Raw genomic sequence first — 25,312 nt, forward strand, 5'->3', positions numbered from 1 at the left:
GGAAAATTGCAAAGGTTCATCCCCGGCAATCCTTCCTAATTGCGGTATAAAGATACAAAAGGTGCATGGGATTCCCTCAAGTGTTTGGGCACTAAGAAGAGTATAATAACAATTCCTTAAACCGAAACCTGATCATCCACATTTGCGGCGATCATCTCAAAGTACTGATCGAACAAATAATTGGCATCGTGGGGGCCAGGGCTGGCTTCGGGATGGTATTGTACGCTGAAGACATTCTTATCCTTTACCCGCATTCCTGCAACCGTGTTGTCATTGAGGTGTACATGTGTAATGATAAGCTCCGGATGTGCTTCTGTCTCTTCCCGGTTGATGGCAAAACCGTGGTTCTGTGAAGTAATTTCACCTTTTCCGGTTTCCAGGTTGATGACAGGATGGTTAATACCCCGGTGCCCGTTGTACATCTTATAGGTAGAAATGCCCTTGGCCAGTGCAATCACCTGATGGCCGAGGCAAATTCCAAAAAGGGGTTTGTTAGTCTCCATAATCTTTTTGGCCGTTTCAACGGACTGATGTAGAGGCTCGGGGTCACCGGGCCCATTGGAGATAAAATACCCGTCGGGCTTAAAGGCAGCCATTTCATCGAAAGAGGCATCGTAGGGATAAACACGGATGTGAGCTCCCCTTTTCGCCAGATTGCGAAGTATATTCTTTTTAATCCCAATATCCAATGCAGCAATTTTATAAGGGGAAGCCGGGTCACCAAACTCATACGGCTCTTTGGTTGATACTCGTGATGCCAGCTCGAGGCCTTCCATACTAGGTACCTTTTCCAGTTCCTTTTTCAGGCCTTCAATATTGTCCACATCTGTAGAAATAACGGCATTCATGGCACCGTGATCTCGTATATAGCTCACCAGAGCGCGGGTATCCACGTCTGAAATCGCAAACAGCTGACTATCGTCCAGGAATTCCTGAAGACTTTTATCGGCGCTGGGCCTGGAATATTCGTAGCTGAAGTTTTTACAAATAAGGCCCGATATCTTAACGGAATCCGATTCTACTTCATCAGCGTTGGTCCCGTAATTCCCAATGTGCGCATTGGTGGTTACCATAAGCTGTCCAAAGTAAGAAGGATCAGTAAAGATCTCCTGATATCCGGTCATCCCGGTATTAAAACACACCTCTCCAAATGCTGTTCCTTCTTTGTTTCCAACCGCCTTGCCGTAGAAAATGGTTCCATCTGCCAGTAAAAGCAGGGCTTTCTTTTTGGTTTGATACTTCATGCTGCCTTCGAAATTTTGGTTTAACAAATAAACACAAAAAAAGGATAAGCTTTTAGGCCTATCCTTTCCAAAATATTAATGAATTTATAAACATTCTATTCTTCAGAATCATCTGCTGCTGTCCCGGTTACTGCTGCGGGAGCAGTTTCTGCTTTTTTACCTCTCCTGCTTCTTCGTGTAGATTTTTTCTTCTGGGGTCTTCCCGCTTCGTAAATCTCATTAAAATCTACCAGTTCTATCATAGCCATTTCAGCATTGTCCCCGAGGCGGTTACCCAGTTTAATAATCCGGGTGTACCCTCCGGGCCTGTCTCCCACCTTTTCAGAAACAGTTCCAAACAATTCGGAGACTGCCTGCTTATTACGCAGGTTGCTGAAAACTATCCTGCGGTTATGGGTGCCTTCCTCGGCAGACTGGTTGTTCTCGGCTTTGGATTTGGTAATAAGCGGTTCAACAAACTGCTTAAGTGCCTTGGCCTTGGCAACCGTGGTATTGATTCTTTTATGTTCAATCAGGGAGCAGGCCATATTCGCTAGCATCGCTTTCCTGTGGGCTGCTTTCCTTCCTAAGTGATTAACTTTCTTTCCGTGTCTCATCTTTCTAAACTATAGGGGAGCTTAATCTCCTGCCCCATTAATCCTTATCTAATTTGTATTTGGATAGGTCCATTCCAAAGTTAAGACCCTTGTTGATGACCAGTTCTTCCAGTTCAGTAAGTGATTTTTTACCAAAGTTCCTGAACTTCATCAGATCGTTCTTATTAAAAGAAACCAGATCTCCCAGAGTATCTACTTCAGCCGCTTTCAGGCAATTCAATGCCCTTACGGAAAGGTCCATATCAACCAATTTGGTTTTCAGCAACTGACGCATGTGGAGAGATTCCTCGTCGTAAGTGTCGGTCTGTGCAATCTCGTCTGCCTCCAGGGTAATACGCTCGTCTGAAAAGAGCATAAAGTGGTGGATCAGAATCTTGGCTGCCTCAGTTAAGGCATCCTTAGGATGGATAGACCCATCGCTTACTATCTCAAACACCAGTTTCTCATAGTCGGTTTTCTGCTCCACACGGAAGTTCTCTATGCTGTACTTCACGTTTTTGATAGGAGTGAAAATAGAATCCACGGCAATGGTTCCTATAGGAGCATTGGCTTTTTTGTTCTCCTCAGCGGGAACATAGCCACGTCCTTTTTCTATGATGATCTCCATGTTGATGCTCACCTTGGGATCCATATTGCAGATCACGAGGTCCGGGTTCAATACCTGGAATCCCGAAATGAACTTCTGAAAGTCTCCGGCTGTTAACTGATCCTTGCCACTAACAGAAATGGAAACAGTTTCTTCGTTCACATCTTCTATCTGCCTCTTGAACCGAACTTGCTTCAGGTTCAGGATTATTTCGGTAACATCTTCTACAACTCCTTCAATAACCGAAAATTCGTGTTCTACCTTATCGATTCTCACAGAAGTGATAGCAAATCCTTCCAAAGAGGACAGCAATACCCTTCTAAGTGCGTTCCCGACAGTCAATCCATATCCAGGTTCCAAAGGACGGAATTCGAATTTCCCCTCGAAATCGGAGGAATCGATCATGATTACTTTATCGGGCTTTTGAAAATTTAATAATGCCATGTTAGGAATTGTATGATTTTATTTAGAGTATAACTCGACGATTAGTTGTTCTTTGATATTCTCCGGAATCTGAATACGCTCCGGAATAGAAACAAAGGTACCTTCCTTTTTCTCAGTGTTCCAGGTAATCCATTCGTAGACACTGCTGTTGGCAGCTAAAGCATCCTGAATTGCCTGCAGGGACTTAGATTTTTCCCTAACCCCTACAACATCTCCGGCCTTAAGGGAAAAGGATGGAATGTTTACAACTTCGCCGTTTACAGTTATGTGACGGTGAGAAACCAATTGCCTGGCAGCTCTTCGGGAATTGGCTATTCCCATGCGGTAAACCACATTGTCCAGCCTGGCTTCACAAAGCTGGAGCAATACCTCACCGGTAACACCCTTGCTTCGGTTTGCCTTGGCAAATAAATTCCTGAATTGTCTTTCCAGAATGCCGTAGGTATACTTGGCCTTCTGCTTTTCCATTAACTGTATCGCGTACTCAGATTTCTTTCCGCGACGTCTGTTGTTTCCGTGTTGTCCTGGAGGGTAATTCTTTTTTTCAAAAGCTTTGTCGTCTCCAAAGATCGCCTCTCCGAATTTACGTGCGATCTTGCTTTTTGGTCCTGTGTATCTTGCCATTTTCTAATTATTAGGAGGTGAGATTATGAATTAAGGCTTATCCTTCGATAATCGTTATTCACCCCCGGGTGAAAAATCCTTTTGTGAAAATTATCTCAAATTAAACGCGTCTCCTTTTAGGAGGTCTGCAACCGTTGTGAGGCAGAGGAGTTACATCGATGATCTCAGTAACTTCTATTCCCGCATTGTGGATGGTACGTATTGCAGATTCCCTTCCGTTTCCAGGACCTTTAACATATACCTTTACCTTCCTCAACCCTGCTTCATGGGCTACCTTGGCGCATTCCTCCGCAGCAACCTGGGCAGCATAAGGTGTGTTCTTTTTAGAACCCCTGAACCCCATTTTACCAGCAGAAGACCAGGAAATTACATCTCCCTTCTTATTGGTCAGCGAGATAATGATGTTGTTGAAAGAAGCCGTTACATGGGCCTCACCAACAGACTCCACAATCACTTTGCGCTTCTTTGCCGTTTTTGTCGTTGTCTTTGCCATATTAAATTACTATTGCGCTTTGTCTCAGCTGAAGGATTCTGCACAGTAACTGTTCTAAATCCCCCCGGCCTAAATGACTATTATTTGGTAGCTTTCTTCTTGTTGGCTACAGTTTTTCTTTTTCCTTTCCTTGTACGGGAGTTATTCTTAGTCCGCTGACCCCTCAATGGCAAACCAGATCGGTGACGAATACCCCTGTAACATCCAATATCCATAAGGCGCTTGATGTTCAGCTGGGTTTCTGAACGCAATTCACCTTCTATTTTGTAGAAAGAGACTGCCTCCCGGATACGCCCGATCTCGTCGTCGTTCCAGTCAGAAACCTTGGTATCTTCGCTAACCTCTGCCCTCTCCAGGATCTCTTTAGCCCTGCTTTTACCTACTCCATAGATATAGGTAAGTGAGATTACGCCTCTTTTCTGTTTGGGGATATCTACCCCTGCAATTCTAGCCATAACTACCCTTGTCTTTGTTTGAATCTAGGATTCTTTTTATTAATGACGTACAATCTGCCTTTTCTGCGTACTATTTTGCAATCGGCACTTCTTTTCTTTATGGACGCTCTAACTTTCATCTTGTCTTGTGCTTAGTATCTGTATGTTATTCTAGCCTTTGTAAGATCATATGGGCTCATCTCGAGCTTTACCTTGTCTCCAGGCAATAATTTGATATAATGCATTCTCATTTTACCCGAGATATGAGCGGTAACTACATGCCCGTTTTCCAGTTCCACTCGGAACATGGCATTGGAAAGGGCTTCTATAATGCTACCATCCTGTTCTATGGGTGCCTGCTTTGCCATACTATGCTACTTTTCTGTTTTTTCCGGTTTTCATCAATCCATCGTAATGTCTGTTCAACAGATAGGAGTTAACCTGCTGCACTGTATCAATAGCTACCCCTACCATAATCAGCAATGAGGTACCGCCATAGAACAATGCCCATCCTGCCTGAATATCCATCAGCTTGACCACTATGGCAGGCAAAACTGCAAGAATAGCCAGGAATACAGACCCGGGCAAGGTGATCAGGGACATGATTTTATCCAGGAAATCTCCGGTTTCTTTTCCCGGCCTGATCCCTGGTATGAATCCACCACTACGTTTTAAATCATCCGCCATCTTGTTCGTTGGAACGGTGATAGCTGTATAGAAATAGGTAAAGATGATAATCAATACCCCAAACAAAATGTTGTAAGCGAGTCCAAAGATATCCTGGAACTGTACCTCCATCCATTGTCCAACAGCAGTATTGTTGAATGTTCGACCCAAAAGTCCGGGAGCAAACATAATAGCCTGAGCAAAGATGATAGGCATCACCCCTGAAGCATTGAGCTTTAAGGGAATATATTGTCGGGATCCGGCAATGTTCTTTTCATAGCCACCGGAAGCAGTCCTTCTCGCATACTGAACCGGTATTCTTCTGGTAGCCATAACCAGCAGCACACTGGCCAGGATCACCACAAACCATAGGATAATTTCAATCAGCATAAACATCAAACCTCCTGTGTTGTTTGTTGTCCTTGAAAGAAATTCCTGCACAAAGGATTGTGGCATGGTGGCAATAATACCAATCATAATGAGCAGGGAGATTCCGTTTCCAATCCCTTTATCCGTGATCTTCTCTCCCAGCCACATGGCAAACACACAACCGGTTACGAGAATGATAACTGCGGGGATAATGAAATTGAGCCCTTTCCCCAGTAGAAAGGCACTATCAGGAACACCCAGTGCTCCGAGGCCATAGAGATAAGCCGGAGCCTGAACTATACAGATACCGATGGTTAGCCATCTGGTAATCTGGTTTTTTGTTTTACGGCCACTTTCCCCTTCCTTATCCAATTTCTGCAGATAGGGTACAGCAATTCCCATCAGCTGAACTACAATAGAAGCCGATATATACGGCATGATACCAAGAGCAAATACCGAGGCATTGGCAAAAGCACCGCCGGTAAATGCGTTTAATATCCCCAGGATGCCCTGTTCCGTATTGGAAGAAAGTTCTGCCAGTTGTGACGTATCAATACCCGGAAGTACTACCTGGGCACCAAAACGATACACAAGCAGCAACCCCAACGTAACGATAATACGTCCGCGGAGTTCCTCAATTTTCCAGATATTCGATATGATCTCGAAGAATTTCTTCATAGGTCTTATGCTTACAGGCTTATAGCTTCTCCACCGGCAGCCTCAATAGCTGCTTTAGCTGAAGCCGTGAATTTATGGGCGGTTACTTTTAAAGAAGCCTTTACTTCTCCACCTCCCAGAATTTTTACCAAATCGTTCTTGCCTGCAAGTCCGTTACTGATCAGATCTTCCAGAGCAACTGTATCCTTAACCGCCTTCTTTTCAACAAGTGCCTGCAGGTCACTCAGATTAACACCACGGTACTCTTTGCGGTTGATGTTTTTAAATCCGAATTTAGGGACACGTCGTTGCAATGGCATTTGTCCACCTTCAAAACCAATCTTCTTGGAATATCCGGAACGGGATTTAGCCCCTTTGTGACCTCGTGTGGCAGTTCCTCCTTTACCAGAACCCTGTCCCCGGCCTACCGTTTTGCCTGCTTTGTGAACCGCCCCTTTAGCGGGTTTTAGATTGTTCAAGTTCATCTTTCCCTTCCTTTACTTGGCCTCCTCTGTGGAAACCAAATGTTTTACTTTGTTGATCATTCCAAGGATATTCGGAGTGTTATCGTGTTCAACGACCTGTCCGATCCTGCGCAAGCCAAGAGCCTCCAGTGTCCTCTTTTGGTTCTGTGGCCTTTTTATGCTGCTCTTTACTTGTTTTACTAGTATTTTTCCCATCCTGTTCCTGATTATCCTTTAAATACCTTTTCAACAGAAATACCCCTTTGCTGGGCAACCGTTCTGGCATCCCTCAGTTGAAGCAGGGCATCAAAAGTTGCCTTCACAACGTTGTGCGGGTTGGAAGACCCCTGAGATTTAGAAAGTACATCGTGTACGCCAACGGATTCCAACACCGCCCTTACCGCACCACCGGCAATTACTCCGGTACCGTGGGAAGCAGGTTGAATATATACACGGGCACCACCGTATTTTCCTTTTTGTTCGTGAGGCAGTGTTCCGTTGTTCAAAGGAATACGGATCAAATTTTTCTTGGCATCCTCAACAGCCTTGGCAATGGCAGTTGCCACTTCCTTGGATTTACCAAGTCCGTGTCCAACCACTCCATTTTCATCTCCTACAACCACGATAGCAGAGAAACCAAATGCTCTACCTCCTTTGGTTACTTTGGTAACCCGTTGTACTCCAACCAGGCGGTCTTTTAATTCCAGCCCACCAGGCTTAACTATTTCAACGTTCTTATATTTTGCGTACATACTCACAACTAAAAATTTAATCCACCCTCACGGGCTCCTTCTGCCAATGATTTTACCCTTCCGTGATAGAGGTTTCCACCACGGTCAAATGCCACTTGCTCGATACCTGCCTTTTTCGCCTTTTCAGCAAGAGACTTACCTACTTCATGAGCGATTTCGGACTTGGTGCCTTTAGCAGCACTTAATTCCTTATCCCTGGAAGAAGCTGCCGCCAGCGTTTGCCCTGTAGTATCATCAATAACCTGGGCATAGATTTCTTTGTTACTCCTGAACACAGATAACCTAGGTCTTTCAGGGGTGCCAAAAGACACCTTTCTGATCCTTCTTCGTATCCGCAGTTTCCTTTGTGATTTTGATAATGCCATACTATTCTTATTATGCTGACTTACCAGCTTTTCTTCTCAGTTGTTCACCTACAAACTTGATACCTTTTCCTTTGTAAGGCTCAGGCTTACGGAATGAACGGATTTTGGCAGCCACCTGGCCCACCAGTTGTTTGTCGTGAGAGGATAATTTGATGATCGGGTTTTTACCTTTCTCGGAAATGGTTTCCACCTTGATCTCCGGAGCCAGGTCCAAAACAATATTGTGGGAAAAGCCTAAGGCAAGGTCCAGTTTCTGTCCCTGGTTGCTGGCCCGGTAACCAACACCAACAAGTTCCAGCTCTTTGGTCCAGCCTTGAGTTACTCCCTGAATCATATTGTTTACCAGGGAACGATACAAGCCGTGTTTGGCCTTGTGAGTTTTAGATTCAGACGGACGGTTTACAACTACCTGACCTTCTTCCACCTTAATTTCCACTGCGTCGAACTCCTGGCTCAGTTCCCCCAATTTACCTTTAACAGTAACCACATTGTCTTTTACCTCTACCTGGGCTCCTTCCGGGATGGCGATTGGGTTATTACCTATTCTTGACATTTTCCTATTCTTTAGATCTCTTTAACTCTTAGTACACGTAGCAAAGCACTTCGCCCCCTACATTTTCCCTTTTTGCCTGCTTGCTGGTCATCACTCCGTGGGAGGTAGACACAATGGCAATTCCAAGTCCGTTGAGCACCCGTGGCATTTCGCCAGACGAGGCGTACTTACGCAATCCGGGCTTACTAATTCGCTCAATATTGCGAATTACCGGTTCCTTGGTAAACTTGTCGTATTTCAAGGCAATCTTAATGGAACCCTGAACCTTGTCTTCCTCAAATTTGTAACTCAGGATATAACCCTGATCAAAAAGTATCTTGGTCATTTCCTTTTTGAGGTTAGACGCAGGGATCTCCACTACCCTGTGACCAGCCCGGCTGGCGTTTCTTATTCTGGTCAGATAATCTGCTATTGGATCTGTAAACATCTTCTCCCTAATTTATATCGTTTACCAACTTGCTTTTTTCACTCCGGGGATCAATCCCTGATTGGCCATTTCCCTGAAAGTAACCCTGGAAATACCGAAAGTTCTCATGTAACCTTTCGGACGTCCGGTTAATTTGCAACGGTTGTGCTTGCGAACAGGAGAAGCGTTTTTAGGCAGCTTTTGCAATGCCTCGTAATCTCCTGCTTCTTTAAGAGCTTTACGCTTTGCAGCGTATTTTGCAACCATTTTTGCCCTTTTGCGTTCACGGGCTTTCATTGATTCTTTAGCCATACTAATTCTTTTTAAAGGGAAGTCCCAATTCTGCTAAAAGTGATTTTGCTTCCTTATCCGTATTGGCAGAGGTCACAAAAGTGATGTCCATTCCGCTGATACGGTTGATTTTATCTATATTGATTTCCGGAAAGATGATCTGTTCCGTAACCCCGAGGTTGTAATTACCTCGACCGTCGAATCCTGTAGCGCGGATACCCTGGAAGTCCCTAACCCTTGGAAGGGCAGTAGTCACAAGCCTGTCCAGGAATTCGTACATCTTCTCTCCTCTGAGGGTAACTTTGGCGCCAATTGGCATTCCCTTTCTCAGTTTGAAGGCAGCGACGTCCTTTTTGGAAATGGTGGCAACCGCTTTTTGACCACTGATCATGGTAAGTTCATCCACAGCGTGATCAATGAGTTTCTTATCGGCCACGGCAGCTCCAACCCCTCTGCTCAAAACAATCTTCTTGAGTTTAGGAACCTCCATTACATTCTTGTAACCAAATTCCTCCTTCAGAGCACTGATTACGCGCTCCTGGTATTCTTTCTTTAATCTTGGAACGTAAGCCATAACTAAATTACTTCGTTAGATTTCTTGGAAAACCTCACTTTCTTGCCGTCTCTGACTTCGAAACCCACACGGGTAATATCCCCGCTCTTGCTGTCTATCAGTGACAGGTTAGACACATGAATAGGTGCCTCCTTTTTAACAATACCACCCTGTGGATTCTGGGCACTTGGCTTCTCATGCTTGGAAACCATGTTGATCCCTTCCACTATGGCTTTGTTCTTTTCCCGGTCCACGCTGACTACTTTTCCTTCGCTGCCCTTGTGGTCTCCGGCAATTACCCGTACGGTATCTCCTGTTTTTATTCTCAGTTTCATTTTCTTCGCTTTATAGTACCTCAGGGGCCAGTGATACAATCTTCATGAATTGTTTCTCCCGCAGTTCCCTGGCAACCGGTCCGAAAACACGTGTTCCCCTCATTTCGCCGGCAGGATTCAACAATACACAGGCATTGTCGTCAAAACGGATGTAAGATCCGTCCGGCCTGCGCACTTCTTTAATAGTACGTACCACAACAGCTGTTGAAACCGCACCTTTTTTTACGCTTCCGTTGGGAGTAGCTTCCTTAACGGTAACCACAATCTTGTCTCCCACAGAGGCATATCTTCTTTTTGTACCTCCCAATACGCGGATGGTCAAAACTTCTTTTGCCCCAGTATTGTCCGCAACTTTTAATCTAGACTCTTGTTGTACCATTTTATTTTGCTCTTTCTAGGACTTCTACTAACCTCCAGCACTTGGTTTTGCTTAAAGGGCGGGTTTCCATAATCCGCACAGTATCGCCAATATTACAATCGTTTTGCTCATCGTGCGCTACGTACTTCTTAGTCCGCAGTACGAACTTTCCGTACATGGGGTGCTTTACCCGCTTTACTTCAGAAACTACAATGGATTTCTCCATTCTGTTGCTGGTAACAACGCCTATTCTTTCCTTTCTTAAATTTCTTTTTTCCATAAAGCAGAACCCATTATTGGTTTTCCCTTTTTGTTAATTCTGTTGCCAAACGCGCCACAGTTCTTTTTGTATTTCTGATAAGAAGTGGATTTTCCAATGGCGTTACGGAGTGCGCCATTTTCAAGTCTGCATGTTGCTTCTTCAAAGCAGCGATCTTCTCTTTCAATTCCTCTACGGACATTTCTTTTACTTCAGACTGTTTCATCGTCCTATCCTTTTTTATGCCGCGTCGTAATCGCGTGCCACAATAAACTTCGTTTTAACCGGTAGTTTCTGAGCGGCTAACCTCAGAGCTTCTTTGGCTATATCCATTGGTACCCCGGCAACTTCAAACATAACACGCCCTGGCTTAACAACGGCCACCCAGTATTCCGGAGCACCTTTACCCTTACCCATCCTTACTTCAAGAGGCTTCTTGGTAATAGGCTTGTCCGGGAAGATTTTGATCCACAACTGTCCCTGGCGCTTCATGTATCGGGTTGCAGCTACACGCGCTGCCTCGATCTGCCGCGAAGTGATAAAGCTCGAATCAAGAGATTTTATACCGAACATTCCGTTGGAAAGCTGGTGTCCTCTCTGGGAAATCCCCTTCATACGGCCTTTCTGCGCCTTGCGGTATTTAGTTCTTTTTGGCTGTAACATTTGCTTCTACTTAAATCTTATTTTCTTCGACGTTTTTTTCTGGCATCCGGTTTCCCTTTAGACTGTCCTTTGGACATACCTACAAGGGGAGAAAGCTCTCGCTTGCCATAAACCTCGCCTTTCATAATCCATACTTTAACTCCAAGCCTGCCGTAAGTGGTATGTGCCTCTTCCAGAGCATAATCGATATCTGCCCTGAAGGTAGATAATGGAATTCGACCGTCCTTGTAAGACTCGGTACGGGCCATCTCAGCTCCGTTTAAACGTCCGGAGATCTGTATTTTAATTCCTTCAGCATTCATTCGCATGGCAGCGGCTATCGCCATCTTAATTGCCCGGCGGTAAGAAATACGGTTTTCAATCTGACGGGCAACACTGGCAGCAACCAGGTTGGCATCCAGTTCAGGCCTCTTGATCTCAAAGATGTTGATCTGAACTTCCTTGTCGGTGATCTTCTTAAGCTCTTCCTTAAGCTTGTCAACCTCCTGTCCGCCTTTACCAATAATGATACCCGGACGAGCGGTAGTAATGGTCACCGTTATTAATTTCAGGGTACGTTCAATGATTACCCTGGAAACACTGGCTTTTGCCAGACGGGCATTGATATACTTCCTGATCTTGTCATCCTCAGCGAGCTTGTCTCCGTAATCATTTCCACCATACCAGTTGGATTCCCAACCACGGATGATCCCAAGCCTGTTCCCTATTGGATTTGTCTTTTGTCCCATATTTCTCGCTAGCTTTCTGCGTTATTTCGTGCTCCCAAAACCAAGGTTACATGGTTGGAACGTTTTCTGATTCTATGCGCACGTCCCTGTGGTGCAGGTCGCAGCCTTTTCAGCATACGCGCACTGTCTACTTTGATTTCCTTTACGAAGAGGTCAGCGCTTTCAATATCAGCATCCTCATTCTTGGCCTGCCAGTTCGCCAGGGCAGACAACAAAAGTTTTTCCAGTCTCCGGGAAGCTTCCTTCTGGCTGAACCTGAGGATAGCCAGCGCCTTCTCTACACCTTCTCCGCGCACAAGATCAGCTACCAGCCTCATTTTACGCGGGGAAGTAGGGCAGTTATTGAGCTTCGCAAAGGCCAGCTGTGCCTTTTCTGCTTTTAACCTTTCGGCCATTTCTCTTTTACGTACTCCCATAGCTTACTTACTTTTTACCTTTGTTCTTGGCCCCTGCATGTCCCCTGAAGGAACGGGTTGGGGAAAACTCGCCCAGTTTGTGACCTACCATGTTCTCTGTTACGTATACAGGTACAAATTGTTTCCCGTTGTGCACAGCGATGGTCTGGCCTACGAAATCAGGAGTGATCATGGAGGCTCTTGACCAGGTTTTGATCACGGATTTCTTACCGGATTCTAAGTTTTGCTGGACTTTCTTATCCAGGCTGTAGTGAACGTAAGGTCCTTTTTTTAAGGAACGTGCCATTATTCTTTACGTTTTATTTCTTTCTTCGTTCAATGATATATCGGTTGGAATCCTTGGTCCTGGAACGGGTTCTGTATCCTTTTGCAGGAATACCGTTCTTAGATCTCGGATGTCCTCCAGAAGCTCTTCCTTCTCCACCTCCCATTGGGTGATCAACAGGGTTCATAGCCACTGGTCTGGTTCTTGGCCTTCTTCCTAACCACCTGCTTCTACCTGCTTTACCAGATACTACAAGCTGATGGTCCGAATTGGAAACTGCTCCGATCGTCGCCAGGCATTTCACCAGGATCATTCGGGTTTCCCCTGAAGGTAACTTGATCGTTGCATATTTACCTTCCCTTGCCATGAGCTGAGCAAAAGTACCGGCACTCCTGGCCAGTACGGCTCCCTGTCCGGGACGCAGCTCAATACAGGAAATAATTGTTCCCAATGGAATATCGCTCAGTGGCATGGCATTCCCTATTTCGGGAGCTACCTTGTTTCCGGAAACAACTTCCTGACCTACCTGCAGGCCATTCTGAGCAATGATGTATCGCTTCTCGCCATCCTTATATTCCACAAGGGCAATAAAAGCCGATCTGTTTGGGTCGTACTGTATAGACTTCACTTCCGCTTTCACATCATGCTTTTCGCGCTTGAAGTCTATGATACGATACCTCCTCTTGTGACCACCACCTCTGTGACGTGTGGTCATTTTTCCTTGACTGTTCCTACCTCCCGTTCTTTTTAACGGAGCAAGCAAGCTTTTCTCCGGCTTATCAGTAGTAATCGCGTCAAATCCGTTTACTACTTTAAAACGCTGCCCGGGAGTGATCGGTTTTAATTTTCTAACTGACATCTCGCGTCTTTATAGATTACTGTAAAAATCAATAATATCCCCGTCTTCCACATCTACTATGGCCTTCTTGTAGGCATTGGTTTTGCCTTGCTGAACACCTGTTTTTGTGTAACGGGTCTTACGTACAGGACCGTAATTCATAGTGCGGACCTTCTTGACCGATACCCCATAAGTCTCTTCCACTGCATCTTTGATCTGCAGTTTATTAGCCCTCGGATCCACAACAAAACCGTAACGATTGTACAGCTCACTGTCGTTGGTCATCTTCTCCGTAATGATCGGTTTAATCAACACCCTCATGGCCCTTACTTGTTTAAGTTTGATTCAATTCCTTCCAGCGCACCTTCAAGAAGCACGATATTGTTGGCATTCAATATTTTGTAAGTGCTTAATTCTGTGTTAGTTACAACTTCAGAACCTTCCAAATTGCGCGACGACAAATATACGTTATTATTTGTATCGCCCAAGACGAAGAGTGACTTTTTATTTTCAATCCCGAGGGATTTCAGAATGTCAACAAAATCTTTGGTTTTGGGTTGCTCGAACTGAAAGTCCTCCACAACCAAAATTGCCTTCTCCTGTTGCTTGATGCTTAGCGCTGATTTTCGAGCCAAGCGCTTAACATTTTTGTTCACTTTTTGCCCGTAATCCCTTGGCTGTGGTCCAAATATTCGACCTCCACCACGGAATACAGGAGACTTAATACTACCCGCACGGGCAGTACCTGTACCTTTTTGTTTTTTGATCTTGCGGGTACTTCCGACAATTTCTGCACGCTCTTTTGATTTGTGCGTACCCTGCCTTTGGTGGGCCAAATATTGTTTCACGTCCAGATAGATGGCGTGGTTGTTCGGCTCAATCTTGTATACAGCATCCGAAAGATCTGCTTTCCGACCTGTATCTTTTCCCTTGATATCTAAAACCGCTACCTTCATTACTTCTCAATAGTTACGTAAGCATTCTTATGACCCGGAACACAGCCTTTCAATACCAGCAGGTTCTTTTCGGGTACTACTTTCAACACCCTAAGGTTCTGAACAGTTACTGTTTCTCCTCCCATTCTCCCTGCCATGCGCATTCCTTTGAATACCCGTGCAGGATAGGAAGCAGCTCCAATAGATCCAGGAGCCCTTAATCGGTTGTGCTGTCCGTGTGTAGCCTGACCAACACCGCCAAAGCCATGTCTTTTAACAACTCCCTGGAATCCTTTTCCTTTGGAAGTGGCAGAGACATCCACGAAATCTCCTTCGTTAAAGAGATCCACGCCAAGTGTATCTCCCAATTTAAATTCACCTTCAAAATCCCGGAACTCAACGACTTTTTTCTTGGGAGAAGTACCTGCTTTTTTCACATGGCCCATTTCGGCCTTGTTAGCACGTTTTTCTGCCTTGTCATCGAAACCGAGCTGAAGGGCGCTGTACCCGTCTACCTCTTCGGTTCTGACTTGGGTAACGACACAGGGGCCAGCTTCTATAACGGTACATGGAATGTTCTTCCCTCTCTCGTCAAAGATGCTGGTCATGCCGATTTTCTTTCCAATTAACCCAGACATACTTATTTATTTAATAGTTCAATTTTTACTTTTCTTGTTTACAAAAAAACAGGGCCAAAAATAATTCAACCCTGAATTTATTTTTGTTACCGTTTTTCCTTCGCGAAACGCTCCGGACATGTCCCTGTTCCCTCAGAAACAGTTTATTTTATTATCAGACCTTGATCTCCACTTCCACACCACTGGGAAGCTCCAGCTTCATCAGGGCATCGATGGTCTTGGAGGAAGAACTGTAAATATCCAGAAGACGCTTGTATGAACTCAACTGGAATTGCTCCCTCGATTTCTTATTCACGTGCGGAGAACGCAATACTGTAAAAATCCGCTTGTGAGTAGGTAGTGGAATTGGCCCGGTTACTACAGCACCGGTGGTCTTTACCGTCTTTACGATTTTCTCGGCAGACTTGTCTACCAGGTTATGATCGTAAGATTTAAGTTTTATTCTGATTTTCTGACTCATTTTACTCTAACTTAAGCGGTTACACCAGTTGCCATTTTAATTACTTCCTCTGCCAGGTTGGTTGGGGTCTCGGCATAGTGGGAGAATTCCATGGTAGAAGTAGCCCTACCGGAGGAAAGCGTCCTCAGTGCCGTTACATAACCAAACATTTCTGATAATGGAACTTCTGCCTTGATCACCTTGGATCCGGCGCGGTCGTCCATATTGTTTACCTGTCCTCTTCTTCGGTTAAGGTCACCTACAATATCACCCATATTTTCTTCCGGGGTAAGAACCTCCAGCTTCATGATAGGCTCCATAAGAACCGAGCGTGCTGATTTGGCAGCTGCCTTGTAACCCATTTTTGCAGCAAGTTCGAAGGAAAGCGAATCAGAATCCACCGGGTGGAATGAACCATCGGTAAGAGTGATCTTCATGCTATCCATCTCAAATCCTGCCAGAGGGCCGTTTTTCATTGCCTCCTTGAAACCTTTCTCTACGGAAGGAATGTATTCCTTAGGGATGTTACCTCCCTTGATCTCGTTAACAAATACCAGTCCGGATTCCTCTTCACCAACAGGCTCCATGGTAAATACGATGTCTGCGAACTTACCGCGACCACCCGTTTGTTTTTTGTACACTTCACGGTGCTTGGCCTGCTGGGTAATGGCCTCTTTGTATTCTACCTGAGGTTGTCCCTGGTTTACATCAACCTTGAACTCTCTCTTCAGACGGTCTACAATAATATCGAGGTGCAATTCACCCATACCGGAAATAATGGTTTGTCCGGAAGCCTCATCGGTCTTAACCTGGAAGGTTGGATCTTCCTCAGCCAGTTTACCCAGGGCCATACCGAGTTTATCAACGTCGGCCTTGGTTTTAGGCTCAACAGCAATACCGATCACAGGATCCGGGAAGATCATACTTTCCAGCACTATAGGATGTTTCTCATCCGAAAGTGTATCTCCTGTTTTAATATCCTTGAAACCAACGGCAGCTCCAATGTCTCCTGCAGAAATAGACTCAACAGCGTTTTGCTTGTTGGAGTGCATCTGGTAGATCCTTGAAATACGTTCCTTGTTTCCGGAACGATTATTAAGTACGTAGGATCCTGCATCCAGCTTACCGGAGTATGCCCGGAAGAAAGCCAGACGTCCTACGAATGGATCTGTGGCAATCTTGAATGCCAGGGCGGCAAAAGGCTCCTTGACATCCGGCTTGCGGGTGATCTCATTACCTGTATTTGGGTCAGTACCTACAATAGCCTCCTTATCCAGGGGAGAAGGAAGGTATCGACATACTGCATCCAGCAGGAATTGAACACCTTTATTTTTAAATGAAGAACCGCATACCATTGGGATAATGCTCATATCCATAACAGCAGCTCTGAGGGCAGCGTGGATTTCATCCTCGGTAATGGAGTTTTCATCCTCGAAGAATTTCTCCATAAGGGTTTCGTCGTATTCTGCAACTGCCTCAATCAGGTGGGCCCTGTATTCATGTACCTCATCTTCCATTTCAGCTGGAATATCGATAACGTCAAACGTAGAACCCATATCTTCCTCGTGCCATACAATCGCACGGTTCTTAACCAAATCAACAATACCTTTGAAATCTGCTTCTTCCCCGATTGGAAGAACAATCGGCACTGCGTTTGATTTCAACATGTCTTTTACCTGGTTGCAAACCGCCAGAAAATTAGATCCCTGTCGGTCCATTTTATTTACAAAGCCCATGCGCGGCACCTTGTAATTGTCAGCCAGCCTCCAGTTGGTCTCGGATTGTGGCTCAACGCCATCTACAGCACTGAACAGGAAAACCAGACCATCAAGGACTCTCAGTGAACGGTTTACCTCAACAGTAAAATCCACGTGACCGGGAGTATCAATTATATTGAAATGGTAGGGTTTAGACTCATTGGTCAACTGCCCGTTGCTGGTTGGAAAATTCCAGGTACAGGTGGTGGCTGCGGATGTAATGGTAATCCCGCGCTCCTGCTCCTGAGCCATCCAGTCCATAGTGGCAGCACCGTCGTGCACCTCACCAATCTTATGACTCACCCCCGTATAAAAAAGTATACGTTCTGTGGTGGTGGTTTTACCGGCATCAATGTGCGCGGCAATTCCAATATTACGTGTGTATTTTAAATCTCTTGCCATTGTTGAAATTAAAATCTGAAGTGAGAGAATGCTTTGTTCGCTTCGGCCATTTTGTGTGTATCCACACGCTTCTTCACTGCTGCACCCTCCTCACGGGATGCCGCCAGGATCTCTGCAGCCAGCTTCTGGGCCATCGATTTTTCATTTCTTTTCCTTGCAAAAAGGATCAACCACTTCATTGCGGTAGAAATTTTGCGGTCTGGTCGGATTTGCATCGGAATCTGGAAGGTAGCACCACCTACCCTTCTACTGCGGACCTCTACGTGAGGCATCACATTGGAAAGGGCATCTTTCCATAGTTCCAGGGCGGTTTTTTCTTCGTCCGTTTTGCGTTGGTCTACGATATCAATTGCATCGTAAAATATCTTGAAGGCTACCGATTTCTTCCCGTCCCACATCAGCATGTTTACAAAACGGGTCACCAGCTGGTCGTTAAACCTTGGGTCTGGTAAGAGTGGCCTTTTCTTTGCCTGTCTTTTTCTCATCGTTCCTGTTCGTTATCGTTTATTGTTTCGGACGTTTGGCACCGTACTTGGATCTCCTTTGGGTTCTGCCCGCAACACCGGCAGTATCCAATGCTCCACGTACAATGTGGTATCTTACACCTGGCAAGTCCTTAACTCTTCCGCCTCTAACCAATACTATCGAGTGCTCTTGCAAGTTGTGGCCCTCGCCAGGAATGTATGCGTTCACCTCTTTACCGTTAGTTAACCTTACCCTTGCAACCTTACGCATTGCAGAATTTGGTTTCTTCGGTGTAGTGGTGTATACCCGCGTACAAACCCCTCTTCGCTGGGGACACGAATCCAAAGCAGCCGATTTACTCTTCTTGGTAATTGTGGCCCTTCCTTTTCGTACTAATTGTGAAATTGTTGGCATACTATATTATAATGTATAAATCTACCCTCGTCAAAGGGCTGGCAAATGTACTAATAAATCATTATAATTCAAATGCCTGCGCATTTATTTTAAAAGGAAAAATTAGCCGGGTGCTTTTGGGATGCGAAATCCATGGTAATTATGCCCTAAAAACCTGGAGTTATTGAGCTATTAAATGTTGCATTGAGCAATGACATTTACCATAATCATGTTCGTTTTTGAAGTATAAGGCCAGCTGTAGATTACCCAATTCTGTATAGCCTTGAATTCTTGACAGAAAAACTAGCATATATCACATTGAGATTTTCAGACATTAAATAGACATCCTTATCTGGGATATGAATCATCATATGGCCAAAGGGGATTAATAAATCCTTTTCTTAAAGAAATATTAAAAAATCCTTGGTGTATTAACATTAAATTTAGAACTTGTTGGTTTGATAAACTCAAACAATTTAACAATGAGAACACATTTAAATGGAATCTTAACGCTGATTTTAGCGTTTGTCGTGCATTTGTCTTTTGCTCAGGAAAAGACAGTCACCGGAAACGTTACAGATCAGACGGGCACACCCCTACCGGGTGTTAACGTGCTTGTCGTTGGAACTGCCACAGGAACTCAAACAGATTTTGATGGAAATTACTCCATCCGGGCCGAAGTAGGTCAGGTTTTGCAGTTTAGCTATATCGGGCAAAAAACAGCGAACAGGACTATTGGCGCTTCTGATGTAATTAATGTACAGATGGAAGAAGATGCGCAGGCTTTGGAAGAAGTTGTTGTAACCGCATTGGGTATACAACGGGAAGCCAGAACTCTGGGCTACGGAACTGATATCGTAGAAGGGGAAGATTTGGTGAAAGCCCGTGAAACGAACATTGTAAACTCCCTTCAGGGTAAAGTTACTGGTGTTCAGATCACCAATACTGGTGGTAACCTGGGTGGTTCCTCAAAAATCATCATACGTGGTGTTTCATCCTTATCCGGAAGGAATAACCCGCTGTGGGTTGTGGATGGTGTACTTATTAATGATGCACAAACCCCGGGTAACGGAAGCAGGATTACAGGAACAAGGGATTTTGCCAATGGTGCTTCGGTCATCAACCCGGATGATGTAGAATCCATAAACGTATTAAAAGGTGCAGCTGCAACCGCTTTATACGGTTCTCGAGCTGCGGCAGGAGCAATCATTGTAACCACAAAAAGAGGTAAGGCTGGCGAAGGCGGAGGAGCCCGAGTTGAACTGAATTCCTCTACAAGATTCGAATCGCTGTTCAGGATTCCGGACTACCAGCAGGAATATGCCATGGGTACCCAGGGGCAATACGATGCAGGTAGTGTAGGCTTTGACTGGGGGCCAAGAATTGTTGGTCAAACAGTAGATAACCTTCCCATTACGGGAGAATCTGGCCCACTGCAGGCTGTTAAGGATAATGGCATCAGGGATTTCTTCCGCACAGGGATAACCCGTATCAACAACTTTTCTGTTTCGGATGCGAATGAAAAATTTGATTACCGAATCAGCTTAACTTCTACTAACCAGGAAGGTATATTACCAGGAGCGAGCCTTGACAGGATTACCATAGGTCTGAATGCCGGGGTTAGGCATAACGATAAACTGGAATCCAGATTTGGTATCCAATATACCACTACCCAGTCCAGAGGAACTGGAGCCTCCGGGGCGAACGATCCTAACATTATTAGTTTCGCATCCTTCAGCAGTAATCTGGACCAGAATCTCTTTAAACCCTGGATAGATGAAAGCGGAAACCAGATTAACCTGATAACCAACAACCAGGGGAATGTAAGCAACAACCCATTCTGGATTCGTAATGAAAATGCCAATGACCGGGATGACGACAGGATCTTTGGAAACTTCCAATTGACCTTCAAACCCTTTGATGGCTTTGCCCTTACTGCCAGAGTAGGAGCGGATCTTCAGGATGATAGAAGGTTGATTGAAAATAGCAAGGGTACTGTAGGTCGACTGTTTGGTGATTTCATATCCGATAATATCAGGAGAAATGAAATAACATCAGACATTATAGCATCGTATAACACAAACATCACTGATGATATTTCAGTAAATGTCCTGGGTGGTATGCAATATAATGCAAGGATCTTTGAAAGACAGCAAATAACAGGGGTGAATTTATTGATCCCTGAACTTTTCAGCCCTGCAAATGCAGAACAAGCCATCCCTGTTAGGGATTTTACAGAAGCCAGGCTATTTGGTATCTATGGTTCTGCGGAATTCGGTTACAAGAACTGGGCTACCCTTACGCTTACAGCAAGGAATGACTTTTCTTCAACCTTGCCAACGGATAACAACTCATACTTCTATCCTTCTGCAAGTATGGCCTTTGTATTCAGCGATGCCTTCAATATTAAAAGTGATTTCCTGAGCTTTGGTAAGATTCGGGCGAGTTGGGCAAAGGTAGGTAACGATACAGATGCCTACTTACTGAACTTTAATTTCAATCCGATAACAGTAGCGACAGGACAATACAGCCTGAACAATAACTTCCCGTTCAATGGGGCGTTGGCTTATTCGGCATCGGCCACAATTCCGGCTGCCGATCTGAGACCAGAAGAACAAACTTCTTACGAGTTTGGTCTGGATTTGAAACTGTTCAACGGACGTTTAGGTTTGGATATGGCCTACTTCAAAAACCAGAACGATGACCAAATATTAAACATTCCTATACCAGAAACCACTGGATTTGCCTTTAGAACAACCAATGTGGGGCGAGTTGACCAGGAAGGTTTTGAAATATCCCTGGAGGCCACTCCTTTGATCATTGGTGATTTTACCTGGAACACAGGAATAAATTTCTCCAGGGTAGAGTCTGAAGTAGTTTCCCTTACCGAAGGCCTTGACAGGGTAGTAATAGCTTCTGGTTTTAACAGTGTTCAGGTGGTTGCAGAGCCAGGAAAAGAGTTCCAGCTTTATGCTTTCCCACACTTGAGGGATGAAGAAACCGGAAGACCTATTATTGATCCAAATACTGGAAGAAGGCAGGCCGGTCAAGCCACTACATTAGGATCCGTACTTCCGGACTGGACAGGAGGATGGGTTAATAGTTTCAGCTATAAAGGATTTAATCTGTCGACCACCATTGACGTTAGATGGGGTGGAGTAATGAAGTCCTCTACTGTTGAAGCTCTGCAAACAGGTGGATTAGTAAAAGAAACCTTATTAAACAGAGAAGGAACCTTTATCGATACACAGGGTATTATCCTTACAGATAATGGAGATGGCACATTCACAAGAAGAGATAATGATGTACCGCTACTAAGTGCCCAGGATTTCTGGACTTCATTAAATGACAACAGTGTGGCAGAACCATACATTTATGATGCTTCTTTCATAAAGCTAAGAGAGGTAGGTTTATCCTATACATTCCCATCCAGATTGTTGGGTGATAGTTTTATCAAGGGCCTCACATTCGGTGTAGAAGGAAGGAATTTGCTACTACTTTATTCTGAAGTGCCCCATATTGATCCTGAAGCTACCTTATTTGGTTCAGGAGCGGACGGATTCGGAATTGAAAGAGCCAGTATCCCTTCAACAAGAAGTATTGGTTTCAATGTTAAGTTAACATTCTAAAAAAATAGAGATGAAAAGAATTAGATTAATACTACTATCGTTTGCATTTATTCTTGGCTCGTTGTCTTCTTGTGACGATAAGCTGGATATAAATACAGATCCCCTGGTTGCTACCAGTGCAGATCCAAATGCAGTTTTACCCTATGTTTTTGTGCAGTATTCGTCCAGAAAAGTAACTGAGTTGGGAACGAGGATATGTGACGTTCCACAGTACATTTCAGACACATTTAACAGTCCAAAAAATGGTAGAACCAGTATATTCCTTACTGGTAACACCTGGGGGATGATGTACAACCAGGTACTGGGTAACTTATCCCTGGTAAAAGCAGATGCAGCAGCAGCAGGCCCTACCAGCAATAATGTAAATGCCATTGCCACGATTATAAGTGCGCATATCTTTTACGAGCTCACCAGTATTTGGGAAGATGTCCCTTTTACAGAAGCGCTAAACGGACAGGAATTTCCATTTCCGAACTTTGATGATCAGCAAACCATTCTTAACGGCGTTGTAGCCATGTACGATGAGGCAATTGCACTTATAGACAGTACTCCCAGCAGTGGCGTATTTGCTATAACCCCTGCCGGTGATCAGTGGTATGGTGGTGATATGGCAAGCTGGAGAATACTGGCAAATTCACTAAAACTCAGAGCTTTGATGCTATTGAGAAATGGTGGTGCCAACGTAGATGCGCAGATAAATGCCACCTTAAGTCAGCCTTTGATGACAAGCAATGGTCAGGCGGCTTACCTACGGTATTCAGGACAGCCCGGGGCACAGAACGGAATGCTCACCATCATTACAGCGTTTTTTGGTCCGGATAATGAAAGCCAGAATGTATTTGGCCCTGGAGATCCTATTGATGCATTGTTAAGAGATTCCGGAGATCCAAGATATGATCTTTGGGTTGCCCGTAATGATTTGCCTGCTCCAGGTATCGACCTTTTCCCTGATAACACCACCTCTGTTTTGAGCAATAATATTATCAGGGCAGACTTGCCGGATATGGTAATGTTGCCGGCGGAGATAGATTTGTACAAGGCTGAACTGGCTTTGGAGGGTGTTACAGCTGCAGGTAATGCGGAAACCAATTATAGAAATGGCGTGAGGAATTCCATTACATGGTGGGGGCAGGATATCCCCGGGGTTATCACAACAGTTTCCACTGCAGACATAGACGCCTATGTGAACAGTCTGCCTGCACCTACTCTGGAAGATGTGTACAATCAGCAGTATCTTGCGGCATTTTTGCAACCGGTTCTGAGTTGGAATCATGTTCGGAGAAATCAGTTTCCTGTTTTAGAAACACCTCCGGCTTCGAATATCTCTACTATTTTGAAACGATTTAACTATCCACCGGATGAAGTGGGTGCTAACCCTAATACCCCAGCGAATCCGGAAACGGATGTTCCTATGTGGTTTGAAAATCTATAAAACATGAAAAAAATGAAAAATATAGTATATACGATTTTAGGATCCGCTTTACTCTTGATAGGATGTACAGAGGATTATGACTTAGATGACCGGGGTCTTTCCGTTGAGGAATTACCGAGATACGTCGCGTTTAGTGCCCCTGGTGCAAGTTCCAGTATAGCTCCAGTAGATACCACAGAAGATGGAGGATCGGAAGAATTGAATGTTGAGGTTCCGGGAGGAACTGTAACGGATATAACCGTGAATTATACCTTCAGTGGAACGGCAGTATTTGGGGTCGACTTCACAGTTGATGGGGCAACAAGCGCCGGAGGTTCTGTAGTTATTCTTAAACCTGACGGAACTCCTAATTTGGATGGTTTAGCGCCAAATGCAGATATCGTTGTTGTTCTTCTTACCGATGACGTTGTAGACGGAGATAAAACCCTCCAGGTTACTTTGGCAAGCGCTACCAGTAATGATGGTGAAATTGCCGTCGGACGCGGGGGAACAGATTCACTTAAAACAGCTGTTGTCAATATCGAGGATATTGATGAATAGAAACAGTTTTACAGTAGTTGTTGACCATCAGCTGCTGTTAAATTTATTTCATTAAGTAAGTTTAAGAGGCTTGTTATAAAGATAACAGGCCTCTTTTTTATATACGCTAAACCTCCAAAGGACCAGGAGTTTCTTTCAGAGCATGATCTACACTCCCCCTGGGAAGATATTCTATACGAACATTAATCAAAGTAAAATGCGTTTGCCAGAATTTCTGAACAAGCAGTTTACAAATATTGAAATGGGACACCCGTTATAAAGTAAATGTAAAACCTGGCCTGAATAAAATGCCCCTATCCAAATCCTGGTTCCTTAAACGCAAGACCGTAATTGCTACCTTTGAGATTACAGACGCAACCTCCGGGGATTCCCTAATAGCGTTTACTGTAGAGTTGCATGTGAAATCATGAAAATACTTGAAGGATAATAAAGTAATAGTATTTTTCCCGTAGCAAAGGCCACAGTCCAGGGAAAAGAACACTAATTTAGTCCGGTAATCTAAATAAGTACGGATTATTTTTTGATATTTCGCTAAATCAAATGAAAATCAACGTTAAAGGCATTTAATGCAAAAGTCCCAATTTATTTACGGCCTGAGGGCCATTATTGAAGCTATTGATTCAGAAACTGCAATCAACAAGGTCTATTTACAGAAAGGACTGGGAGGTGAGCTTTTTGTTCAGCTGGAAAATAAGCTGCGTAAAGCAGGGATAACCACTTCCTATGTCCCCTTCCAGAAGTTAAATAAGCTGGTCAGGGGCAATCACCAGGGCGCAGTGGCTACTGTCTCTCCGGTTTCCTTTAGTGTATTTGAAGAACTGGTAGACCAGGTATGCGCCAGCAAAAAAACCCCGCTTTTCCTTTTGTTGGACCGTGTATCAGACGTCAGGAATTTTGGTGCGATCATACGAACAGCAGTATGCACTGGCGTAGACGGTATCATTGTCCCGAGTTCAGGATCGGCACCGGTCACATCAGATACTGTAAAAACCTCTGCGGGAGCAGTATTCAACATTCCTATCGCAAAGGTCAACCACATGAAAGACGCCGTTTACTACCTGCAGGCTTCGGGTGTAAACGTAGTTGCTGCCACGGAAAAAACGACCAACACCCTATTCGATCTGGATCTGAAAAAGCCCCTGGCTATTATTATGGGTGCCGAAGACAAGGGGATATCCCCTGCCGTGCTGAAAATTGTGGATCACCTGGCCCAAATCCCAATGGCTGGCAGTATTGCTTCTCTGAATGTGTCTGTTGCCTGTGGTGTATTCCTCTATGAAACAGTCCGTCAACGAGGCGCCTAACTCTTTATCCCTACAAGCA

38 protein-coding genes are annotated in these 25,312 nt (G+C 44.6%); 5 read left to right on the forward strand and 33 right to left on the reverse strand.

Annotation, left to right across the window (positions count from 1 at the left end; all coding sequences use genetic code 11):
* Window positions 1-116: 116 nt before the first annotated feature.
* From carA to rpsL, 33 genes are all read right to left on the reverse strand, one after another.
* On the reverse strand, window positions 117-1,244 hold the full coding sequence (carA, locus tag OO016_RS13675) for a glutamine-hydrolyzing carbamoyl-phosphate synthase small subunit (protein ID WP_266015146.1): 1,128 nt from the start codon (window positions 1,242-1,244) through the stop codon (window positions 117-119).
* A gap of 95 nt (window positions 1,245-1,339) precedes the next feature.
* Window positions 1,340-1,840: a 50S ribosomal protein L17 gene (gene rplQ / locus OO016_RS13680; protein ID WP_266015148.1), complete on the reverse strand. Its 501-nt coding sequence runs from the start codon at window positions 1,838-1,840 to the stop codon at window positions 1,340-1,342.
* 37 nt (window positions 1,841-1,877) lie between these two features.
* Entirely contained in the window at window positions 1,878-2,870 is a 993-nt protein-coding gene (locus tag OO016_RS13685; protein ID WP_266015150.1) for a DNA-directed RNA polymerase subunit alpha, read from the reverse strand.
* Window positions 2,871-2,888: 18 nt separating this feature from the next.
* On the reverse strand, window positions 2,889-3,494 hold the full coding sequence (gene rpsD, locus OO016_RS13690) for a 30S ribosomal protein S4 (RefSeq protein WP_266015152.1): 606 nt from the start codon (window positions 3,492-3,494) through the stop codon (window positions 2,889-2,891).
* Window positions 3,495-3,594: 100 nt separating this feature from the next.
* Window positions 3,595-3,987, reverse strand: a complete 393-nt coding sequence (rpsK, locus tag OO016_RS13695) for a 30S ribosomal protein S11 (protein ID WP_266015154.1) — start codon at window positions 3,985-3,987, stop codon at window positions 3,595-3,597.
* A gap of 80 nt (window positions 3,988-4,067) precedes the next feature.
* On the reverse strand, window positions 4,068-4,442 hold the full coding sequence (gene rpsM / locus OO016_RS13700) for a 30S ribosomal protein S13 (protein WP_266015156.1): 375 nt from the start codon (window positions 4,440-4,442) through the stop codon (window positions 4,068-4,070).
* A 2-nt stretch (window positions 4,443-4,444) separates the two neighbouring features.
* Window positions 4,445-4,561, reverse strand: coding sequence for a type B 50S ribosomal protein L36 (ykgO, locus tag OO016_RS13705; protein WP_010519235.1), 117 nt, complete (start codon window positions 4,559-4,561; stop codon window positions 4,445-4,447).
* 12 nt (window positions 4,562-4,573) lie between these two features.
* Entirely contained in the window at window positions 4,574-4,789 is a 216-nt protein-coding gene (gene infA, locus OO016_RS13710) for a translation initiation factor IF-1 (protein ID WP_015753973.1), read from the reverse strand.
* Between the two features lies 1 nt (window position 4,790).
* Window positions 4,791-6,134, reverse strand: a complete 1,344-nt coding sequence (secY, locus tag OO016_RS13715) for a preprotein translocase subunit SecY (RefSeq protein WP_266015194.1) — start codon at window positions 6,132-6,134, stop codon at window positions 4,791-4,793.
* Between the two features lie 11 nt (window positions 6,135-6,145).
* On the reverse strand, window positions 6,146-6,598 hold the full coding sequence (rplO, locus tag OO016_RS13720) for a 50S ribosomal protein L15 (protein ID WP_266015195.1): 453 nt from the start codon (window positions 6,596-6,598) through the stop codon (window positions 6,146-6,148).
* Between the two features lie 12 nt (window positions 6,599-6,610).
* Entirely contained in the window at window positions 6,611-6,793 is a 183-nt protein-coding gene (gene rpmD / locus OO016_RS13725) for a 50S ribosomal protein L30 (RefSeq protein ID WP_266015196.1), read from the reverse strand.
* Window positions 6,794-6,804: 11 nt separating this feature from the next.
* Window positions 6,805-7,329: a 30S ribosomal protein S5 gene (gene rpsE / locus OO016_RS13730; RefSeq protein WP_266015197.1), complete on the reverse strand. Its 525-nt coding sequence runs from the start codon at window positions 7,327-7,329 to the stop codon at window positions 6,805-6,807.
* A gap of 8 nt (window positions 7,330-7,337) precedes the next feature.
* On the reverse strand, window positions 7,338-7,694 hold the full coding sequence (gene rplR, locus OO016_RS13735; protein ID WP_304608113.1) for a 50S ribosomal protein L18: 357 nt from the start codon (window positions 7,692-7,694) through the stop codon (window positions 7,338-7,340).
* Between the two features lie 10 nt (window positions 7,695-7,704).
* Window positions 7,705-8,247, reverse strand: a complete 543-nt coding sequence (rplF, locus tag OO016_RS13740) for a 50S ribosomal protein L6 (protein ID WP_266015198.1) — start codon at window positions 8,245-8,247, stop codon at window positions 7,705-7,707.
* A gap of 28 nt (window positions 8,248-8,275) precedes the next feature.
* Complete coding sequence (rpsH, locus tag OO016_RS13745; protein ID WP_266015199.1) at window positions 8,276-8,674, reverse strand: 30S ribosomal protein S8; 399 nt, start codon at window positions 8,672-8,674, stop codon at window positions 8,276-8,278.
* 21 nt (window positions 8,675-8,695) lie between these two features.
* Window positions 8,696-8,965 (reverse strand): 30S ribosomal protein S14, encoded by a 270-nt coding sequence (rpsN, locus tag OO016_RS13750; protein WP_266015200.1) that lies wholly within the window; start codon window positions 8,963-8,965, stop codon window positions 8,696-8,698.
* 1 nt (window position 8,966) lies between these two features.
* The gene (gene rplE, locus OO016_RS13755; protein ID WP_266015201.1) at window positions 8,967-9,518 is read right to left on the reverse strand and encodes a 50S ribosomal protein L5; all 552 of its coding nucleotides are present in this window, start codon (window positions 9,516-9,518) and stop codon (window positions 8,967-8,969) included.
* 2 nt (window positions 9,519-9,520) lie between these two features.
* Window positions 9,521-9,832, reverse strand: coding sequence for a 50S ribosomal protein L24 (rplX, locus tag OO016_RS13760; RefSeq protein WP_266015202.1), 312 nt, complete (start codon window positions 9,830-9,832; stop codon window positions 9,521-9,523).
* Between the two features lie 10 nt (window positions 9,833-9,842).
* Window positions 9,843-10,211, reverse strand: coding sequence for a 50S ribosomal protein L14 (gene rplN, locus OO016_RS13765; protein WP_266015203.1), 369 nt, complete (start codon window positions 10,209-10,211; stop codon window positions 9,843-9,845).
* A gap of 1 nt (window position 10,212) precedes the next feature.
* Window positions 10,213-10,470, reverse strand: coding sequence for a 30S ribosomal protein S17 (rpsQ, locus tag OO016_RS13770; RefSeq protein ID WP_266015204.1), 258 nt, complete (start codon window positions 10,468-10,470; stop codon window positions 10,213-10,215).
* 13 nt (window positions 10,471-10,483) lie between these two features.
* The gene (gene rpmC, locus OO016_RS13775) at window positions 10,484-10,675 is read right to left on the reverse strand and encodes a 50S ribosomal protein L29 (RefSeq protein WP_266015205.1); all 192 of its coding nucleotides are present in this window, start codon (window positions 10,673-10,675) and stop codon (window positions 10,484-10,486) included.
* A 14-nt stretch (window positions 10,676-10,689) separates the two neighbouring features.
* On the reverse strand, window positions 10,690-11,112 hold the full coding sequence (gene rplP / locus OO016_RS13780) for a 50S ribosomal protein L16 (RefSeq protein WP_266015206.1): 423 nt from the start codon (window positions 11,110-11,112) through the stop codon (window positions 10,690-10,692).
* 17 nt (window positions 11,113-11,129) lie between these two features.
* Entirely contained in the window at window positions 11,130-11,840 is a 711-nt protein-coding gene (rpsC, locus tag OO016_RS13785) for a 30S ribosomal protein S3 (protein WP_266015207.1), read from the reverse strand.
* An 8-nt stretch (window positions 11,841-11,848) separates the two neighbouring features.
* The gene (gene rplV, locus OO016_RS13790; RefSeq protein ID WP_266015208.1) at window positions 11,849-12,256 is read right to left on the reverse strand and encodes a 50S ribosomal protein L22; all 408 of its coding nucleotides are present in this window, start codon (window positions 12,254-12,256) and stop codon (window positions 11,849-11,851) included.
* A 7-nt stretch (window positions 12,257-12,263) separates the two neighbouring features.
* Window positions 12,264-12,542, reverse strand: a complete 279-nt coding sequence (gene rpsS, locus OO016_RS13795; RefSeq protein ID WP_266015209.1) for a 30S ribosomal protein S19 — start codon at window positions 12,540-12,542, stop codon at window positions 12,264-12,266.
* Between the two features lie 13 nt (window positions 12,543-12,555).
* A complete protein-coding gene (gene rplB / locus OO016_RS13800; RefSeq protein ID WP_266015210.1) occupies window positions 12,556-13,380 on the reverse strand; it encodes a 50S ribosomal protein L2 in 825 nt (274 codons plus the stop codon).
* A gap of 9 nt (window positions 13,381-13,389) precedes the next feature.
* Window positions 13,390-13,680, reverse strand: a complete 291-nt coding sequence (rplW, locus tag OO016_RS13805; RefSeq protein ID WP_266015211.1) for a 50S ribosomal protein L23 — start codon at window positions 13,678-13,680, stop codon at window positions 13,390-13,392.
* 5 nt (window positions 13,681-13,685) lie between these two features.
* Window positions 13,686-14,315 carry a 50S ribosomal protein L4 gene (gene rplD, locus OO016_RS13810; protein WP_266015212.1) on the reverse strand — a complete coding sequence of 210 codons (630 nt, stop codon included), beginning with the start codon at window positions 14,313-14,315 and terminating at the stop codon, window positions 13,686-13,688.
* A complete protein-coding gene (rplC, locus tag OO016_RS13815) occupies window positions 14,315-14,932 on the reverse strand; it encodes a 50S ribosomal protein L3 (RefSeq protein WP_266015213.1) in 618 nt (205 codons plus the stop codon). Before rplC ends, rplD begins: the two co-directional genes overlap by 1 nt.
* Window positions 14,933-15,086: 154 nt before the next feature.
* Window positions 15,087-15,392, reverse strand: a complete 306-nt coding sequence (gene rpsJ, locus OO016_RS13820; RefSeq protein ID WP_266015214.1) for a 30S ribosomal protein S10 — start codon at window positions 15,390-15,392, stop codon at window positions 15,087-15,089.
* Between the two features lie 11 nt (window positions 15,393-15,403).
* Entirely contained in the window at window positions 15,404-17,530 is a 2,127-nt protein-coding gene (gene fusA, locus OO016_RS13825; protein ID WP_266015216.1) for an elongation factor G, read from the reverse strand.
* A gap of 8 nt (window positions 17,531-17,538) precedes the next feature.
* A complete protein-coding gene (rpsG, locus tag OO016_RS13830) occupies window positions 17,539-18,015 on the reverse strand; it encodes a 30S ribosomal protein S7 (protein WP_266015218.1) in 477 nt (158 codons plus the stop codon).
* Between the two features lie 19 nt (window positions 18,016-18,034).
* Complete coding sequence (rpsL, locus tag OO016_RS13835; protein WP_266015220.1) at window positions 18,035-18,409, reverse strand: 30S ribosomal protein S12; 375 nt, start codon at window positions 18,407-18,409, stop codon at window positions 18,035-18,037.
* Between the two features lie 461 nt (window positions 18,410-18,870).
* On the opposite strand from rpsL, the gene OO016_RS13840 reads away from it, so the two are divergent.
* From OO016_RS13840 to rlmB, 5 genes are all read left to right on the forward strand, one after another.
* Window positions 18,871-22,017 (forward strand): SusC/RagA family TonB-linked outer membrane protein, encoded by a 3,147-nt coding sequence (locus OO016_RS13840; protein ID WP_266015223.1) that lies wholly within the window; start codon window positions 18,871-18,873, stop codon window positions 22,015-22,017.
* Window positions 22,018-22,027: 10 nt separating this feature from the next.
* Window positions 22,028-23,449 carry a SusD/RagB family nutrient-binding outer membrane lipoprotein gene (locus OO016_RS13845; RefSeq protein ID WP_266015226.1) on the forward strand — a complete coding sequence of 474 codons (1,422 nt, stop codon included), beginning with the start codon at window positions 22,028-22,030 and terminating at the stop codon, window positions 23,447-23,449.
* A gap of 12 nt (window positions 23,450-23,461) precedes the next feature.
* Entirely contained in the window at window positions 23,462-23,989 is a 528-nt protein-coding gene (locus OO016_RS13850) for a hypothetical protein (protein WP_266015228.1), read from the forward strand.
* Between the two features lie 287 nt (window positions 23,990-24,276).
* Window positions 24,277-24,399: a hypothetical protein gene (locus OO016_RS13855; protein ID WP_266015231.1), complete on the forward strand. Its 123-nt coding sequence runs from the start codon at window positions 24,277-24,279 to the stop codon at window positions 24,397-24,399.
* A gap of 156 nt (window positions 24,400-24,555) precedes the next feature.
* Window positions 24,556-25,293: a 23S rRNA (guanosine(2251)-2'-O)-methyltransferase RlmB gene (rlmB, locus tag OO016_RS13860; RefSeq protein WP_266015234.1), complete on the forward strand. Its 738-nt coding sequence runs from the start codon at window positions 24,556-24,558 to the stop codon at window positions 25,291-25,293.
* The last annotated feature ends 19 nt before the right edge of the window (window positions 25,294-25,312 follow it).

The sequence above is a fragment of the Lentiprolixibacter aurantiacus genome (genome assembly GCF_026241225.1).
Taxonomy (GTDB): domain Bacteria; phylum Bacteroidota; class Bacteroidia; order Flavobacteriales; family Flavobacteriaceae; genus Lentiprolixibacter; species Lentiprolixibacter aurantiacus.

Coding starts and splice junctions, on each gene's coding strand:
- carA (WP_266015146.1), bottom strand. CDS start 1,244: ATGAAGTATCAAACCAAAAAGAAAGCCCTGCTTTTACTGGCAGATGGA.
- rplQ (WP_266015148.1), bottom strand. CDS start 1,840: ATGAGACACGGAAAGAAAGTTAATCACTTAGGAAGGAAAGCAGCCCAC.
- OO016_RS13685 (WP_266015150.1), bottom strand. CDS start 2,870: ATGGCATTATTAAATTTTCAAAAGCCCGATAAAGTAATCATGATCGAT.
- rpsD (WP_266015152.1), bottom strand. CDS start 3,494: ATGGCAAGATACACAGGACCAAAAAGCAAGATCGCACGTAAATTCGGA.
- rpsK (WP_266015154.1), bottom strand. CDS start 3,987: ATGGCAAAGACAACGACAAAAACGGCAAAGAAGCGCAAAGTGATTGTG.
- rpsM (WP_266015156.1), bottom strand. CDS start 4,442: ATGGCTAGAATTGCAGGGGTAGATATCCCCAAACAGAAAAGAGGCGTA.
- ykgO (WP_010519235.1), bottom strand. CDS start 4,561: ATGAAAGTTAGAGCGTCCATAAAGAAAAGAAGTGCCGATTGCAAAATA.
- infA (WP_015753973.1), bottom strand. CDS start 4,789: ATGGCAAAGCAGGCACCCATAGAACAGGATGGTAGCATTATAGAAGCC.
- secY (WP_266015194.1), bottom strand. CDS start 6,134: ATGAAGAAATTCTTCGAGATCATATCGAATATCTGGAAAATTGAGGAA.
- rplO (WP_266015195.1), bottom strand. CDS start 6,598: ATGAACTTGAACAATCTAAAACCCGCTAAAGGGGCGGTTCACAAAGCA.
- rpmD (WP_266015196.1), bottom strand. CDS start 6,793: ATGGGAAAAATACTAGTAAAACAAGTAAAGAGCAGCATAAAAAGGCCA.
- rpsE (WP_266015197.1), bottom strand. CDS start 7,329: ATGTACGCAAAATATAAGAACGTTGAAATAGTTAAGCCTGGTGGGCTG.
- rplR (WP_304608113.1), bottom strand. CDS start 7,694: ATGGCATTATCAAAATCACAAAGGAAACTGCGGATACGAAGAAGGATC.
- rplF (WP_266015198.1), bottom strand. CDS start 8,247: ATGTCAAGAATAGGTAATAACCCAATCGCCATCCCGGAAGGAGCCCAG.
- rpsH (WP_266015199.1), bottom strand. CDS start 8,674: ATGTTTACAGATCCAATAGCAGATTATCTGACCAGAATAAGAAACGCC.
- rpsN (WP_266015200.1), bottom strand. CDS start 8,965: ATGGCTAAAGAATCAATGAAAGCCCGTGAACGCAAAAGGGCAAAAATG.
- rplE (WP_266015201.1), bottom strand. CDS start 9,518: ATGGCTTACGTTCCAAGATTAAAGAAAGAATACCAGGAGCGCGTAATC.
- rplX (WP_266015202.1), bottom strand. CDS start 9,832: ATGAAACTGAGAATAAAAACAGGAGATACCGTACGGGTAATTGCCGGA.
- rplN (WP_266015203.1), bottom strand. CDS start 10,211: ATGGTACAACAAGAGTCTAGATTAAAAGTTGCGGACAATACTGGGGCA.
- rpsQ (WP_266015204.1), bottom strand. CDS start 10,470: ATGGAAAAAAGAAATTTAAGAAAGGAAAGAATAGGCGTTGTTACCAGC.
- rpmC (WP_266015205.1), bottom strand. CDS start 10,675: ATGAAACAGTCTGAAGTAAAAGAAATGTCCGTAGAGGAATTGAAAGAG.
- rplP (WP_266015206.1), bottom strand. CDS start 11,112: ATGTTACAGCCAAAAAGAACTAAATACCGCAAGGCGCAGAAAGGCCGT.
- rpsC (WP_266015207.1), bottom strand. CDS start 11,840: ATGGGACAAAAGACAAATCCAATAGGGAACAGGCTTGGGATCATCCGT.
- rplV (WP_266015208.1), bottom strand. CDS start 12,256: ATGGGAGTACGTAAAAGAGAAATGGCCGAAAGGTTAAAAGCAGAAAAG.
- rpsS (WP_266015209.1), bottom strand. CDS start 12,542: ATGGCACGTTCCTTAAAAAAAGGACCTTACGTTCACTACAGCCTGGAT.
- rplB (WP_266015210.1), bottom strand. CDS start 13,380: ATGTCAGTTAGAAAATTAAAACCGATCACTCCCGGGCAGCGTTTTAAA.
- rplW (WP_266015211.1), bottom strand. CDS start 13,680: ATGAGGGTGTTGATTAAACCGATCATTACGGAGAAGATGACCAACGAC.
- rplD (WP_266015212.1), bottom strand. CDS start 14,315: ATGAAGGTAGCGGTTTTAGATATCAAGGGAAAAGATACAGGTCGGAAA.
- rplC (WP_266015213.1), bottom strand. CDS start 14,932: ATGTCTGGGTTAATTGGAAAGAAAATCGGCATGACCAGCATCTTTGAC.
- rpsJ (WP_266015214.1), bottom strand. CDS start 15,392: ATGAGTCAGAAAATCAGAATAAAACTTAAATCTTACGATCATAACCTG.
- fusA (WP_266015216.1), bottom strand. CDS start 17,530: ATGGCAAGAGATTTAAAATACACACGTAATATTGGAATTGCCGCGCAC.
- rpsG (WP_266015218.1), bottom strand. CDS start 18,015: ATGAGAAAAAGACAGGCAAAGAAAAGGCCACTCTTACCAGACCCAAGG.
- rpsL (WP_266015220.1), bottom strand. CDS start 18,409: ATGCCAACAATTTCACAATTAGTACGAAAAGGAAGGGCCACAATTACC.
- OO016_RS13840 (WP_266015223.1), top strand. CDS start 18,871: ATGAGAACACATTTAAATGGAATCTTAACGCTGATTTTAGCGTTTGTC.
- OO016_RS13845 (WP_266015226.1), top strand. CDS start 22,028: ATGAAAAGAATTAGATTAATACTACTATCGTTTGCATTTATTCTTGGC.
- OO016_RS13850 (WP_266015228.1), top strand. CDS start 23,462: ATGAAAAATATAGTATATACGATTTTAGGATCCGCTTTACTCTTGATA.
- OO016_RS13855 (WP_266015231.1), top strand. CDS start 24,277: ATGCCCCTATCCAAATCCTGGTTCCTTAAACGCAAGACCGTAATTGCT.
- rlmB (WP_266015234.1), top strand. CDS start 24,556: ATGCAAAAGTCCCAATTTATTTACGGCCTGAGGGCCATTATTGAAGCT.